Raw genomic sequence first — 14,741 nt, 5'->3', positions numbered from 1 at the left:
ATGAATCGTAAAAATTTGGCAATCGGTGGTCTCGTCGTAGGAGTTTTAGGACTTCTTTTTTCGTTCCTACTAGCAGTAGAGTATTTTGGAATTGGGACTGATAATGTAGCTGGAGCCGCTTGTTCTGCATTAGGTGGTGGAGATTCTTGTTTAAAAGTCGCTGAAAGTTCCTATTCAGCCATCCCTGGAGTTCCATTTTTAGGCAACGTTCCTATCGCCTTACTTGGGTTTGGGTTTTATGGATTAATCACTTATGCATTTTATCTCATTTCTAAAAGTACAAGTTCTGATGAAGTCACAAAACTAATTTCTCTACTGTTCCCAGTTTTGGTTTTAGGATTCATATTTGATCTAATTCTTTTTGGAATTTCTGTGGGAATTATCGGCACAATTTGCCAATTGTGTTTTGTCACATACCTAGTCACCATCTCTCTATTATCAATTTTGTTTCTGTTATGGAAAACAGAAGGGAAACCAAAGTTTGATATAACATCTTCTTTAAAAGAAGGGATTACTACATTTGGACTCGTTTTCTTTTTTAGTTTTTCAGTAGGATTTGCTTCTAGTAAAATGTGGGTGAAAAGTGAATCATCGAATACACTAGCTACATCTCGTGGAATGGATTCTAAGGAAATCCAAACTAAGATTGATGCTTTTTTCTTAGAGCCAACACTTGGAATCAAAACACAAGGTTCACCATTCATTGGGAAAAAAGATGCACCCATCACAATCGTAAAGTATGCTGATTACAATTGTGGACATTGCCTTCATACTAGCCATATTTTACACACAGTTCTTTCTGAGTATGATGGAATGGTAAAAGTAGTGTATAAAAATTTTCCTTTAGATGGTTCTTGTAACCGACTCATGCAACAACCAAGACCAGGGGCAACTTCCTGTGTAGCTGCAATGGCTGCGATTTGTGCAGACAAACAAGGAAAATTTGAACCAATGTATCGTGGTTTGTATGATAACTTAGAGAAGGGTGTGGCTCATTCAGGTGCGAGTGTTGTAAATTTAGCGAACCTGATTGGTCTCAATGTTTCCTCATTAAAAACCTGTATGGCTTCCAAAGAAGCTCAAAACCAATTGAATGCAGAAATAGACGAAGCAGAAAAATTAAATATCCAATCCACTCCTTCTCTTTTTATCAACGATCGTAAGATTGAAAGTGGAACACCAAATCCAATATTCTTAAAAACGTTATTGGAACAAATCATCCAAAAGATGTAATACTTTCAGCACCTAAGTTCTTTTAGGTGCCAATCGGATGGGTCCTTCTGGTAAAAGAGAAGGATCTCCCACCTTTTCCAATTCCCATGAATTTAAAACAGTATTGTCTTTTGTGTGGAGTGCAGGTCGTAAACTCACCACTGATTGGTTTTGTTTGTACAAAGACCTACGACCATAAAACCATCCACTTGTTTCTTCTGGATGTGTGTTTTTTCCATACACTCCTCGCATGAGATAACTTTGTTTGGTATCATCTGCTAATTTGCGAAAGGAAATCGGATCCATCGAAATGGTGTGGTCTGGCCCTTCCAAGTTTCGGTCTAAAGTGAAATGTTTTTCGATGACAACAGCACCAAATCCAATTGCGAGAGAGGAAGCGAGTGTGCCATCGGAATGGTCACTAAATCCAACAACAAAATCTGTTATGTCCAAATAATAAGGAATGGATTGTAAATTCACTTTGTCTAGTGGTGTTGGGTACATGGACACACAATGTAAGAGACAAACTTCTACCCTTTCATCTTGGAATTTAGAAATGGCACGAATCACTTCTTCTGGTAAGGCAGCGCCAGTGGAAACAATGATAGGTTTCCCTGTTTTGATGACTTTGTTTAACAGAGATAAGTTGACGATATCACCTGATGCAATTTTATAAATAGGAACATTGAGACTTGATAATAGATCCACAGCTGAATCACAAAGGGGAGTAGAAAAAAAATCGAGTCCCAAATCCAAAGCTGTTTTTTGGAATTCACGATGAAAGGTTTCATTCAATTCATACTGTTTGAAGATATCAAATAAAAACTTTACATCAGGGTTTTTGGCATCTATGAACTCTTCTGTGCGATAGGTTTGGAACTTAACCGCATGGGCACCTGATTCTTTTGCCTTTTCGATCGTACGTTTTCCAATTTCTAAATTGGCATTATGGTTGAGTCCAATTTCTGCAACCAAATATGGACTTGAGTTTCTAGTTATGCTTTTGTTCCCGATATGAAAATCCAAAGTGTGCCTCTAGATTTCATTGTCGGCAGATTAAACAAATCCTAAAATTTTTCCTAATTGGTAAACCAGAAATGAACTTGTAATGGCAAGTGTGGTCATATACAAAAACTGCACAGTAGGCCATAACAAACTTCCTGTTTCCTTTTTGGTGACGGCAAGAGTCGACATACACTGGCTTGCAAAGGCAAAAAAGAGAAGTAGGGAAACTCCGGTGAGGGGTGTCCAGACCAAACTACCATCGGACTTTCGATCAGATCTTAAGGTTTCTCGTAAGGATTCGGATTCTTCACCTTCTTCTTCCGATCCGTATAATACGGCTAAGGTGGATACCATCACCTCTCTTGCAGCAAAAGAAGTGAGGATCGAAATTCCGATTTTCCAATCAAATCCCATGGGTGCAATGGCAGGTTCCATTACCTTACCCACACGTCCGATATAGGAAGTTTCAATGGGGCTAGTTTTCCAAACATTCTCTTTATATTCCGCTGGGAAATGGCTTAAAAACCATAATAAGACAGAAATATAAAGAATGATTTGGCCCGCTGTTGCTAAAAACGATTTTACCTTACCATACACAGTGAAGAATAAACTTTTGAATGAGGGAATGTTATACCTCGGAAGTTCCATCACAAAGTAAGATGCATTTTCCTTGAAGACAGTTTTTCTAAAGAGTAGTGCAAACGCAAAACTAACCGTCATTCCTAGAAAGAACATGGAAAATAAAACAAAGCCTTGGACATTGAAAATACCGAAGATTGGCGGATAACTAAATACTGTGCCTACAATCAAAATATAAACTGGGTATCTGGCTGAGCACATGATGAGTGGCGAAACCATAATAGTTGTTAATCGGTCTGATTTGTTCTCAATCGTTCTTGTTCCAAGGATGGCAGGTACAGCGCAAGCAGCCGAAGAGAGTAGAGGGATAAATGATTTTCCCGATAAACCAAATTTCCCCATAAGTCTATCCATGAGAAAACTAGCACGAGCCAAATAACCAGATTCTTCTAGGATTCCAATAAATAAAAAAAGAAGGGCAATTTGAGGGACAAATACAACCACGCTACCAACTCCACCTAATATACCTTCAACGAGGAGGGAACGAAATGGTCCATCTGCTAGATACATTGATATGTATTCTTGTAATTGAGTAATTCCTACTTCAATTAAATCCATTGGGATTTCTGCAAACGTAAATAAACTTTGGAATAAAATTCCCATCAAAAGGAAAAAACAAAAAAATCCAAGAATGGGGTGTAAAAAAATAGAATCCAATCTTTCTCCCCAACCACCATTTTTCGCAATAGGAGATAAAATCGTCTCTGATATGATTTTTTTAATCAATATGGATCTATGGATCATCTCTTCTTGGTAACCAAACTGGTATTTGTTTGATTGCAATTCTTCGGATAGGATTTGTTTGGTGGAGTTTGGGAATTGGTTTAGGTATCGATTGTCTTGTAAGTGTGTGTCGCCATTCAAATATTTTAAGGCTTGTGATAAAAAGAATTCTGCTTCGTTGGTATTGATGTTGAGTTGTTTTTTGAGTTTGGTAAATAAGGATTCTTCTTTTGGTTCCCATTCCCAAAGGCGTTTTTGTTTTCGAAAAGAATTATCATTTGAGAGTAGATTTTTTAGTTCTGAAATTCCTTCTCCCGATTTTGCATTTACGAGAACAATTTCTAATCCTAAAGATTGTTTTAGCGAATTCAGATCAAATTGGATTCGTTTTTTTTCTAAAACATCTTTCATGGTGAGAACAACCAAAGTAGGTACACCCATATCGATGATTTGTAATAAAAATTGTAATCCTCGTTCTAAATTGAGAGCATCAAGAACGTAAATGACTACTTCATCTTCTTTTCTTTTGAGTAAAATTTCGTACGCAATTTTTTTATCTTCTGCGATTCCACCAAGACCGTATGTTCCTGGTAAGTCGGTAATTTTTAGTTCTAAATTTGGTAAAGAAACGAAACCTTCTTTTTTTTCAACAGTGACTCCACTAAAGTTTCCTGTTTTTTGTTTTAGGCCAGTGAGTTGATTGAATAATGTGGTTTTCCCACAATTAGGATTCCCGACTAGGTAAATGTTTTTTTCTTTCATCATTTATTTGGTTTTTAGTAAAATCGCTTCTCCGTCTTTCATTCGAAGCCCAATTGTGGTTCCACCAAGTGAGCAGATTAGTTTACCAAGGTACTTCGATTTGGTCTTCAATCGAATTTCAGCACCAGGAAAAAAGCCTAGTTCCAAAAGTTCCGTGAGCATTTGTTTTGGCAATTGCTCCATATTAATGGATTGGATGACAGCAGAATCACCTTCGTGTAAATCGAGTAATGTCATGATTTCCCAATTACAAAGTTTTGAGAGTCTCGAAATAAATTGATTTCAGGAGCCATGGATTTTACGTAACGATCAAAGTATAACATTTGTTTCATGAGGAGGGCAAATTCTCTTGGAATTTTTAATCCATTTTTTTCGGCAATTTCCTTCATTTCGAACATGATTCGATTCACCTTCGATTCATCAAACATTTCGTTTTCTGTTAAATGTACATAGACAGATTCTAATTCATTGAATACAGAATCTAATTCTTTGGCTAGTAGAGTTGGATTCACTCCACTATCCGTTGAATCCATTTCAACAAGTCCTTTGGCTACGAGTGTTGGTTCTCCAATTCCAATTCCTTGTGTGAATAACATAAGGCCACGCCAGATTTTAGGTGATATCCTTCCAACAATTCCAAAATCAATAAAACCAATACTTCCATCTTTCAGGATCATTAAATTGCCAGCGTGGACATCTGCATGGAAAAAACCTTGGTTGGATAAAGAAGAAAACCAAATTTCTAGCGCATCACTCAATACCTTTCTTGGGTTGTCTGTGAACTGTTTTAACCCTTTTTCATCAGTGATGGGAACTCCGTAAAAACGTTCCATGGTTAAAACTTTTTTGGTAGAAAGGGTATGATACACTCGAGGAACTCTTGCCCTTGTTTCTTTTGCTTTTAAAAGATAAGTTTCAAACTCTTCGATGTTTTTTGCTTCTTGGATAAAATCTATCTCTTGTAAGATCGAAGTTTGGAATTCTTGGAACATCGCAGTAAGTCCCGATTTTTTAAATTCAGGGGCAATGACTTCTAAAACTTTCGTGAGAATTCCTAAAATCTGCATGTCGGTTTTTAAGGTTAAGTGGACATCGGGCCTTTGTACTTTGACAACCACGTCAAGGCCTTCTTTTGTGACTGCCGCATGGACTTGGGCGATCGAAGCTGAGGCAAGAGGAGTTTCTTCAAAACTATGGAAGAGGGTTTCCAAATTTCCACCTAACTCCCGTTCGACAGAAGATCGGATTTCACGGAATTGTACGGGTCTTACGGAATCAAGACAGGCTTGCATTTCTTCCACATACTCGATGGGAAAAAGAGATGGGGCACTTGCGATGAATTGACCCAGTTTGATATAAGTGGCACCGAGTTGCGAGAAGGCTTCTCTGAGAGAGATTGCGATTTCTCTATGGTTTGGGTTTCCTTTTGCCAGTTTGGTAAGGATTCCGAGGAGCCTCGTAGAAAACACAAAACTGGAATGGGCCACACGAAGGCTTGAGTGGAGACCGAAAGAAACAATTTCGGAAAATGAGTCCATAAGCCCTAATTTGCGACCTAATTGGGGATTGGAAACGACAAAATGGACTCCGAACCTACAATTGAAATAGAGTTGCAGGATTAGGTCCCAACCAAAAACTTATCAAATCGCACCCATGAGCCAAGAAACTGTCCTGTACCAAGAGTTAGAGAAACTCGATCTCAATGAGATCAAAAAAATCGCAAGCCTTTGGAACATCCAAAAGATCCCAGGAAAGGACAAAAAATCGACCATTTTGGGTCTCATGGAGATTTTCCAAAACGAATTTTACCTAAAAGGTGTTTTGGAAAAGTTCACTCCACTCCAAGTGAACATCCTCACCTCTATTTTGAAAAACAAAGGAGTGATGACCCTCGGAGAAATCTCGAGAAAGGTCAACATCCCTCCCATCAACGTGGAGATGGAACTCAACGTTCTTCGAAAGTATTATTTATTATACCAAAGAAAAAACCGCGAACGTCTTACTAATAATTTAGATAAATACCATACCTATGATGAATACCAAAAACTCATCAAAGTAGAAACAAATCCTAAGGGTGAGAAGTTTAAGTATTCCATTGAGAAAACTCTTCACAAAGCAACCCTTGCGGAACTTCCAGAGGAATGGAAAGAAGCAGTCGGTGCAAAAAAAGGCGAACACATTGAAACCTTTTTAAAAAATGCACTCAGTACTGAAGTTTTACAAAAACTGATCGATGAACTTTCTGATTTTGATAAAGATATATTACACCAAATTTACATCCACGGTGGTGTGATTGAAGCCGAAACCATCCGCAATTATATCACTGTCAATCGTGGGAAGTTTGAACAAACGATTCCTCACCTAACAGCACTTTATTTAGTTCGAGATTTGTATTATGTGGAAGACAAATTCATTCGTGTGATTGTCATTCCAAAAGAAATTCTCGATCATTTACAGTTTTCACCTATTTTACCTCCCGTAAAAAAAGGAACTCGTGTTCGTCAGGAAAAAATTTCTGCAAATGGACTCGATTTTTTCTTAAACGTAAAAAAACTCATTTCTTATATTTCTAGAAAAGGTTTGAACCTAGCAAAATCAGGAAAAATCAAACAAGCGGATCATAAAAGAACTGAAACAGAGCTTTTATCACCTGACATTGAAATTTTCCCAGAAAAAAGCCAAGTTTATCAAATTGAACTCATTCTCCCCATCTTAAAACTGTTAGGTTATGTAGATATCAAAGGTGAAAATGTAATTCTTATCCAAGAAACAGATGAGTTTTTAAAAAAAGACATTTTTGAAATCATGAAACTTGTCATTCATGAAGTGAATGAAGCAAGGACTCGTAGGTTAAATCCACCAGAAGTGTTTACGGCTACTGAAGTTCCTTTTTATGAAAAAGGAATTTTGGATAAAACTGTAAAACTCATTATGGCACACGGAAAAATTAATACCTCAGTGATTTTTTCCCATATCATTCGTGACCATTTGGTATTTTCTCCTACCTTCCAAATCAAAACGTATGAAGAAGATTTGGCAGATCTCAGAAAAGAGATCATCTCAGCTATTTTTTACTTACAATTATTTGGTCTCATCGAAGTTGAATACCCTCAAAGGAATCTCAGTTTATCAGAACTAGGTCTACATTACTTCAACCATGAGCCACTGGTAACGGTAACAGAAAAGGGTGGGATTACCATCAACCCAGACTTTTCGATCATTGCGTTCCCTGACCGTGTTTCTTTGCATGGAATTCATTTACTCAAAGCCTTTTGTGAGCTCAAAGATTATGATCGTGTTTATACGTTCTTACTGACCAAAGATAGTTTCCAATTGGGAATATTACTGGGTTACGATAAAGAAACCTTCATTCATTTCCTACGTGAGTCTTCAAAAGCGGATCTTGCACAAAACTTACTCTTCTTACTTGATGATTGGGGAAACAATTTACCAATTGTAACGATCACAGAAGACTCGGTTCTCCTCCGAACAAAAGATTCTCAAGTGATGGAACTTCTACTTGGTCAGATCAAAGGGAAAAAATTTGTATTAGAAGAAGTGAGTCCAACAGGGATCATTATTGAAAAATCAAAAGTAATGGAAGTGATTGCCATTGCTGAAAAACTCAATATGATCATTCGTTTGAATCGTTAAAACTTTTCCTTCATCCATCGAGTATGGTTTCGCATTAGAACCATTCAAAAAAAAAGACCAACGATTGTTGGTCTTTTTTTTGCCTTCTGTTTGGTAGAAGGAGAATCAATTCGGTGTATCGATTACTTTTTTTCACCAGCCGTCATTTCTGGATCAGTGACTTTGATTTTGTTTTTAAAATCCCATTTGCGAAAAGGGGATACAGCATCCAATCTTTCTTGAGTGACAAAGAACAAACGTTCTCCATATTTCACAAGCCCACCCTTGTAGTAAGCATATTTCGTTTTGTGGTCAACAGTTCCCACTTCAACTACCTTATTCCAATCTTCGCAAGTCTTTAACGATGGTACCTTTCTAAGATACAACTCCTTGATTGAGTTTTCTTTGACTGCATCGCGAAGTATTTTTTCCCATTCCATATTCGAATAGCCTTTCTATCCTATGCTAAATTTCAATTTCATTTTTCTTTTTATACGAGTGGAATGCTCTAGGACTCGTGAAAAATGCAAAAAATAAGCTAAAAAGAGCCATGAACCTCCAAGGATAGGGGCCAATTTGTAAATAAGGTGTCTCTCTATGAGTGGAAACGGTCATCACATCTAAGTAGGCAATTGCTTTTTGGAAGACTGGTAACTCCCCCATCATCTCTCTTCCCCAGGGATCATAGGCTGTTGTCATTCCAGATACAGCCATTCGAATATAGGGCCTTCCTGATTCAATGGCTCGTAACCTTCCAGCGCCAGCGTGTTGTTTTGTTTCCGTATGGCTTTCAAACCATGAGTCATTTGTGAGATTGATGATCAGTTCTGAAGGGGAATGTTTTACCATACTTCTGACAAATTCTGGATACAAAACTTCATAACAAATGAGAGGTGTCAAAACCACAGATTCATTGGATTTGGTTTGAACGGTTTGAGAAGTAAATTCATTGTTTGGAATATGGTGGCTTACTTCTGGGAATAAGCCTTTTAAGAAAGGCAATGTATCTTCGAAGGGAAGGTATTCTCCAAATGGCAATAGGATATGTTTGTATCGCCTATCAGTTTGTAAGGTGATCGGATGCAAGGTGCTAAATGAATTTCTGGATCCTTGATCCCAGACGAGTTCATTAAAAAGTAGTGGTGCATTTGCTTTTTTGACAAGATTTGTTGTGATGTCTACAAAACTTTGGCTATACGTTGAGTTTGTATGATCGGATGCCAAGGTACCTAAAAAAGGAATGGAAGATTCAGGTAAAACAATCACATCGATTGGTTTAGGAGCATTTCGTATGGCTTCCTCTGAAAGATTATACACATCTTGTAAGGTTTTTGTCATAAAATCAAAGTTTTCTCTGATTTCATTTTTCGCATATGGTGTGTTTGGTTGGACTAAAACCATATGAAGATTTTTCTCTGATGGGATCGTTTCTGCCAAAAAATATAGATTGGTAGAGAAAATGAAAAGAATCGGAGCCAAGTATATAACTGATTCTTTCCAATTGGAAATTTTACGGCTCACCATCAGGTAAAGTAAAGATACTGATACAACTGAAACTACACCAAGCACCTCAGTACCAAAACGTGCCATCTGGCGCCAAAGGATTTGGTTTCGGAACAGATCACCCCAATACACTGGAAATATCATTGGGCAGATCCAATCAGAAATTAGGAAAAGAGAAGGGAAAATCAAAAGATAAAACTTTGTTTCACCTACCAAACGATATTTGTGAATCAAATAAGCAGAAACAAATACCATTCCAATTTTATAAAATGATAGGATCGCGTACAATAAAAATAGAATGGATGTGACAAAGTATCCTTGTGCTGAAATATTTTTTATCGCATTCCACATCCAATAAAAAGATGTGCAAGTGACCAAAAAGGAAAATAGAACTGTACAAAGAATCGCAAAACGGAATGTTCCCACTCGAATGATTTCTTTTGTTACAAGGAGAATGAAAAATACACTCAAAAACCCTGCGGTGACAAAACCGAAAGGCTCAAGAGAGAGTGCGAAACATATAGCGGCTAACGCTAAGTATGTGAAGAAGAAATTAATTCCCGGAATTTTTGAGTGAATTCTCATATTCCAATCGGCGAGAGTATTCTTCTGCGAGTTCTTTGTTACCTAAAGTTTTAATGCGAAGTTCCATTAATTTTTTCTCTTTTTCCGCATTTGATAAATTTGGATTATTTTTGAGTAAGTTTTTTTCTTCAATCTCTAGTTTTGAAATTTTTTCTTCCTCTTCTTTCATTTCTCTCAAAACTTTTTCCATTCGTTCGTTACCATCTTTTCCGAAATAACGAATTCTTACTTCACGTTCCTTTGATTCACGTTCTGTTCCAGAGAGTTTGACCAACTCATTCTGCCTGAGGTCCATCTCAGTTTCAAATTTATCATACTTTGGTTCACGACTCACTACGGCGTTGTAATAATTACCAAAGGATTTTTTGCGATAATCTTCATACAATCGGATTCGTTCGTCTGCTTTTAGGTTTTTTGTTTCTTCTAAAAAATTCTTGCGATTAAAACTAAAATCGGCAGTGGCTTCTTCTAATCCAAATATTAAGTCTGCATCTTCTTTGGAAAAATACTTCCTTCTCAGTTGTTTGATCTGTTCGTAACGTTCGGCATTGGTGAAAGACTTGGAACTGGGGTCTAATTGCACCATGGCTTCTTCGTATTTCAGATAATTGGTTAAGAGATTTAAGAGTTTTTTTGCATCTTCACCAGAATATTCATTTTGGATAAAGGCTTTGATGTATTCGTGGCATTGTTCTCTGGTGCTACCTTCCGGGCATTGCCGCCGTAAGTTCCATAATTCAGAAATTAAATTTAGATCACCTGACTTTGCTTTGGCGATGATCTCGTCAAACCGCAAAAACTGACCGTCGGGTGAAAAAATTGATTTCGCTGATTCTAAATAAAAAGGATCCACAGAAAAACCATCACTTTGGGTACGAAAAAAAGACTCAGCTTTGTCATTTGGATTTTCTTCATCGGAAGATCCAAAATCATTCGGTTTTGTGAATTGATACATCACAATGACAAAGATAATAACAATGGCGCCGAAACTTACGAAACGAAGGTATTTTGTATGCATAGGGATAGTGGTGAAGTAAAGTAAAGGTTAGAAAATGAGATCTGAAAACAAAAAAACCCAAGGCAAAGCCTTAGGTTTTCTAAAAAATTAACAGAAGTAGATTATTGGTTCGCCTTCATATTGGAAGCCATATTCATATAAAATCCTTCTACATCATACCATAAACTTCCAGAACGAAGTGTATTGGAAACTTGTAAGTGGTCAACTCCAGTGGTAAGGATACCATAGGAAGGACCTCCTTTCCATGTTCCCCATTTTTGAGAAGAAAGTGGAACAAGACCATCATTTGTTGCCCCTTGTCCTTGGAAAAGTCCACCAGCAGCACATGCAGGGTGCAAAATTCCCATGAGTGGGTGTTGGATTAAATCAGGAAGAGTGATGTAAGAACCATATGAGAAATACTTCACACCTGATTGATTGGGAGTGTAAGAGTTAAATGTAGATAAACCTTCTTTGGTAAGAGAAGATAAAGCTGCAAGTGCATTCTGTTGGTTGGTTCCACCATAAACTACTTTCACAAGTGTTTCTACAATGCTTGCAACAAAAGGTTGGATCCAACCTGGAAGGACAGTTTTGATGATATCAGCAATAGGTGAACCATAGTGAGGAGTATTGAGTGTTGTAAGTGTTGCCACTCGAGTGGAAAGTCCTAAGTTGGAAACCATATAACGACTATCGAGTCCACCTTGGGAGTGGCCAAGGATATGGAATTTGCCAGAGTAGTTAGTGGCTGCTGCATAAGTTAAGATAGCGGCTTTTAATTCGGCTGCTCTCACTTCATTTGAGTTAGCTGCTGTTTTTGATGGAGCGTATACAGTAGCTCCTTGGCTTCTGAGGTAGTCATCTGTTCCACCCCAATAGTTGACAATACTAATGATCCCACCAGAATTTTCGCCCCATCCAAAAAGGCCATGTGATAAAATGATCGGGTAGGTTCCCGCAAGTGGTTTAGAAGAAGAACCAGAACTCGCAAGAACTGGGGTTGCCATCATGGCAGTCACAAAAAAGGCCAAAAGACTTTTTCGAATCATAAATATTTCACCTCTGAATTTTCTAAGATAAAATTGTGGCAATTTGACTTATATGGGGCAAGAAAATTTTTTTATGACAAATAAAAAAATGGCTAAAAAATGTCATAATTGAACATGTTCAAAAAGAGAAACATGTTGTACGAACAATTTGAACGTGTTCAATTTGTTGGAAATCGAACATTCTGTTCTCAATTTAATTGGACCAATCGATACAATGCCAAACTCAATGAACTTACAACTCAAACTAGGGGTGAATCAAACATTCACAAAAAGGGAACAAACCAAACAAAAGATTTTTCGAACGGCAATTGTCCTATTTCAAAAAGAAGGATATGAGACAACAACAATGCGAATGATTGCAAAGGAAGCCAAAGTTTCATTGGGACTTACCTATTACCATTTCCAATCCAAAGAAGATTTGGTATTAGAATTTTATAAAAGTTCCCAAAAGGAATTGATCAGACAATCGGAATCGTTTTTCAAAACAACTAAAGATTTTAAAGCGCGTTATAAGTTTATCGTCACAACACAATTGGAGCTTTTTTCCCATCATAAAAAATTTTTACAGGTCCTTGCAAGACAAGCTGGAGATCCAACCTATCCTCTATCACCATTTAGTTCTGAGAGTGAGAGTTTACGAGAAGAAGCGGTAGGAATCATTCGATTTGCGATGATGAGTTCTAATTCAAAATTACGAGAGGACTTAAGTAAGGTTCTCCCTGATCTTCTATGGATGCAACAAATGGGGATTTTATTCTTTTGGTTAAGTGATCCATCTAAATCGTTTCAAAACACAAAATTGATGATCCATGATTCTTTGGATCTTACTTTTAAACTCATCAAACTTTCCAATTTCCCATTGTTCAAAAGTGTAATGGGACCCATCTTTCGGATGGTCAAACTTGCAAAATTGAAATCATAAATACTCTCGAAAACACTACTTGCCAAATACGGAAAATTTGGTAGAGTCTAAGCCCTATGTTATGGAATCCGAAATCGATCTTCCAATTCCTCTTCACAATTTGTTTGGTTTATCTCATTTGTTTGATACCAGTTTTTGCAAAAGATCCCAAACTCCTCACTTCGCCCATCACGGATGAAGTTGGAATCTTGAGTTCCACACAGAGCGCTCACTTACAATCGGTTATATCCGAAATCGAATCAAAAACTGGAGCACAAGTATTTTTATACATCATTGAAAGTTTAGAGGGAGAAAATTTAGAATCTTATTCCCTTCAAGTCGCAGAACGATCAAAAATTGGCCAAAAAGGAAAAGATAATGGGGTGCTAGTACTCCTTTCGGTAGGTGATCGTAAGGTAAGGATAGAAGTTGGTTATGGATTAGAGGAAACTTTAACAGACGTATTGTGCAATCGAATCATCAAAAACATCATGATTCCCGAATTCAAAAAAGGAGATATTCCAAACGGGATTCTACTTGGTTATGATGCGATAACATTGATACTATTTGGTGATGCTAGTTCCAATCCCAATTTGCAAACGAATTATCCAGATGGTATTGGTACAGCTTTTTCCAATGACGATACGGTGAGAAATATAGGCATTGCCACTGCTGTGATTGTTGTTGCACTCATCGGTTTTTTTGTGATGACGGATGGTAAAAAATACAAACGAAAACTTTGGTTGGAAGTTTTGTATGCCAGCGTTTTTTTGATTGGACTCATCTACTTCCTTCCTGATGCCATGTTCTACTTCTTTTGTTTGGGAATTGTTTGTTTGAATTTATATCTTTTGTATGGAATTTGGGAATGGTTTTCGTATCCGTTAGCCATCCTCTCTCTTCTTTTCTGGATTCCATTTTTACAATATGCGTTCCAAGCAGAATGGCTCGTTCTCCTTTGGGTGTTTGGAATCATTGGATTCATTTTACTTGTCATTAAACTAGCATTAGATGAAGTTTTAAAGGAAAGATTTGGGGAACTTGCAAAAAAAATGGGCCTCAGTGCAGGTGAACTTTTTTTTCACATACTTGCCCTTCTTAGTTTATGGTTTAGCATCCAATCGTATCTAAACAAAGAAGGATTGTTTTACATTTTATACTACCAGGGAATCATCCTATTTACCCTCTATGGATTCACGATTTCTGTATTCCAAAAACATGCCATCCGATACGCAGTTGCTTTGGTCGTTTGGTTATGCCTAGTGGGAGGGATTGTATTTTCCTTGCCAAAAGGACAGGAACTGTCTCCGCCTATCAACTACGAAACAGTCTTAATTACCTTTTCAAGCTTTGTTTGTTTGGTGTTAGGGTTTGTCTTAGCAAAATCAATTCACGTGAAATCTTGGAAGGCAAGGACTTTGAAGTATGGGCTCATCTCTTTCGTTTGGACTTTAGGGTTTTCGATCGAACGAATTTTGGGTCAGACGATTTCCTTCTCTTTCTTTGGTTGGATCTTTCTTCTTTCCTATTTCATCATACTCATTCTGCACTTCTTCATTACCATATGGGAAGAGAGCGATGGAAGTTCTTATTCCTCTAGTTCCAGTTCTTCGTCTAGTTACCGAAGTTCTTCGAGTGCCTATAGTTCTAGCTCGCGATCGAGTTCTGGTGGTGGCGGAGGGAGTTTTGGAGGAGGAGGGAGTTCTGGAAGTTGGTAATCAGAGTTTAT

At 37.5% G+C, this 14,741-nt stretch carries 12 protein-coding genes; 4 read left to right on the top strand and 8 right to left on the bottom strand.

Going from position 1 to position 14,741, the window contains the following annotated elements:
• A complete protein-coding gene (locus tag ND855_RS12240) occupies positions 1-1,233 on the top strand; it encodes a vitamin K epoxide reductase/DsbA family protein (RefSeq protein ID WP_265358561.1) in 1,233 nt (410 codons plus the stop codon).
• 12 nt (positions 1,234-1,245) lie between these two features.
• Here ND855_RS12240 and ND855_RS12235 read toward each other — a convergent pair whose 3' ends face one another.
• The 4 genes from ND855_RS12235 to ND855_RS12220 are packed head-to-tail and all read right to left on the bottom strand — an operon-like array spanning position 1,246 to position 5,879.
• Entirely contained in the window at positions 1,246-2,238 is a 993-nt protein-coding gene (locus ND855_RS12235; protein WP_265358560.1) for an N-acetylneuraminate synthase family protein, read from the bottom strand.
• A 30-nt stretch (positions 2,239-2,268) separates the two neighbouring features.
• Entirely contained in the window at positions 2,269-4,341 is a 2,073-nt protein-coding gene (gene feoB / locus ND855_RS12230; protein ID WP_265359396.1) for a ferrous iron transport protein B, read from the bottom strand.
• Between the two features lie 3 nt (positions 4,342-4,344).
• Positions 4,345-4,578 (bottom strand): FeoA family protein, encoded by a 234-nt coding sequence (locus ND855_RS12225; protein ID WP_265358559.1) that lies wholly within the window; start codon positions 4,576-4,578, stop codon positions 4,345-4,347.
• A complete protein-coding gene (locus tag ND855_RS12220) occupies positions 4,575-5,879 on the bottom strand; it encodes an ABC1 kinase family protein (protein WP_265358558.1) in 1,305 nt (434 codons plus the stop codon). Before ND855_RS12220 ends, ND855_RS12225 begins: the two co-directional genes overlap by 4 nt.
• A gap of 115 nt (positions 5,880-5,994) precedes the next feature.
• On the opposite strand from ND855_RS12220, the gene ND855_RS12215 reads away from it, so the two are divergent.
• Positions 5,995-7,995 (top strand): helicase, encoded by a 2,001-nt coding sequence (locus tag ND855_RS12215; RefSeq protein ID WP_265358557.1) that lies wholly within the window; start codon positions 5,995-5,997, stop codon positions 7,993-7,995.
• Between the two features lie 122 nt (positions 7,996-8,117).
• Here the strand turns inward: ND855_RS12215 and ND855_RS12210 are convergent, their stop codons facing one another.
• The 4 genes from ND855_RS12210 to ND855_RS12195 form a co-directional block, all read right to left on the bottom strand.
• A complete protein-coding gene (locus ND855_RS12210) occupies positions 8,118-8,414 on the bottom strand; it encodes a hypothetical protein (protein WP_100716339.1) in 297 nt (98 codons plus the stop codon).
• A gap of 25 nt (positions 8,415-8,439) precedes the next feature.
• Complete coding sequence (lnt, locus tag ND855_RS12205) at positions 8,440-10,062, bottom strand: apolipoprotein N-acyltransferase (protein WP_265358556.1); 1,623 nt, start codon at positions 10,060-10,062, stop codon at positions 8,440-8,442.
• Positions 10,031-11,080 (bottom strand): lipase chaperone family protein, encoded by a 1,050-nt coding sequence (locus ND855_RS12200; RefSeq protein ID WP_265358555.1) that lies wholly within the window; start codon positions 11,078-11,080, stop codon positions 10,031-10,033. The genes lnt and ND855_RS12200 overlap by 32 nt, the downstream gene beginning before the upstream one ends.
• 101 nt (positions 11,081-11,181) lie before the next feature.
• Positions 11,182-12,111, bottom strand: a complete 930-nt coding sequence (locus ND855_RS12195) for an esterase/lipase family protein (protein WP_135639251.1) — start codon at positions 12,109-12,111, stop codon at positions 11,182-11,184.
• Between the two features lie 154 nt (positions 12,112-12,265).
• On the opposite strand from ND855_RS12195, the gene ND855_RS12190 reads away from it, so the two are divergent.
• Complete coding sequence (locus tag ND855_RS12190; RefSeq protein ID WP_265358554.1) at positions 12,266-13,033, top strand: TetR/AcrR family transcriptional regulator; 768 nt, start codon at positions 12,266-12,268, stop codon at positions 13,031-13,033.
• Positions 13,034-13,089: 56 nt separating this feature from the next.
• The gene (locus tag ND855_RS12185; protein ID WP_265358553.1) at positions 13,090-14,730 is read left to right on the top strand and encodes a TPM domain-containing protein; all 1,641 of its coding nucleotides are present in this window, start codon (positions 13,090-13,092) and stop codon (positions 14,728-14,730) included.
• The last annotated feature ends 11 nt before the right edge of the window (positions 14,731-14,741 follow it).

Source organism: Leptospira paudalimensis, assembly GCF_026151345.1.
Lineage (GTDB): Bacteria > Spirochaetota > Leptospiria > Leptospirales > Leptospiraceae > Leptospira_A > Leptospira_A paudalimensis.
This window is presented reverse-complemented; position numbering and strand designations above follow the sequence as displayed.

Coding starts and splice junctions, on each gene's coding strand:
- ND855_RS12240 (WP_265358561.1), top strand. CDS start 1: ATGAATCGTAAAAATTTGGCAATCGGTGGTCTCGTCGTAGGAGTTTTA.
- feoB (WP_265359396.1), bottom strand. CDS start 4,341: ATGAAAGAAAAAAACATTTACCTAGTCGGGAATCCTAATTGTGGGAAA.
- ND855_RS12225 (WP_265358559.1), bottom strand. CDS start 4,578: ATGACATTACTCGATTTACACGAAGGTGATTCTGCTGTCATCCAATCC.
- ND855_RS12220 (WP_265358558.1), bottom strand. CDS start 5,879: ATGGACTCATTTTCCGAAATTGTTTCTTTCGGTCTCCACTCAAGCCTT.
- ND855_RS12215 (WP_265358557.1), top strand. CDS start 5,995: ATGAGCCAAGAAACTGTCCTGTACCAAGAGTTAGAGAAACTCGATCTC.
- ND855_RS12210 (WP_100716339.1), bottom strand. CDS start 8,414: ATGGAATGGGAAAAAATACTTCGCGATGCAGTCAAAGAAAACTCAATC.
- lnt (WP_265358556.1), bottom strand. CDS start 10,062: ATGAGAATTCACTCAAAAATTCCGGGAATTAATTTCTTCTTCACATAC.
- ND855_RS12200 (WP_265358555.1), bottom strand. CDS start 11,080: ATGCATACAAAATACCTTCGTTTCGTAAGTTTCGGCGCCATTGTTATT.
- ND855_RS12195 (WP_135639251.1), bottom strand. CDS start 12,111: ATGATTCGAAAAAGTCTTTTGGCCTTTTTTGTGACTGCCATGATGGCA.
- ND855_RS12185 (WP_265358553.1), top strand. CDS start 13,090: ATGTTATGGAATCCGAAATCGATCTTCCAATTCCTCTTCACAATTTGT.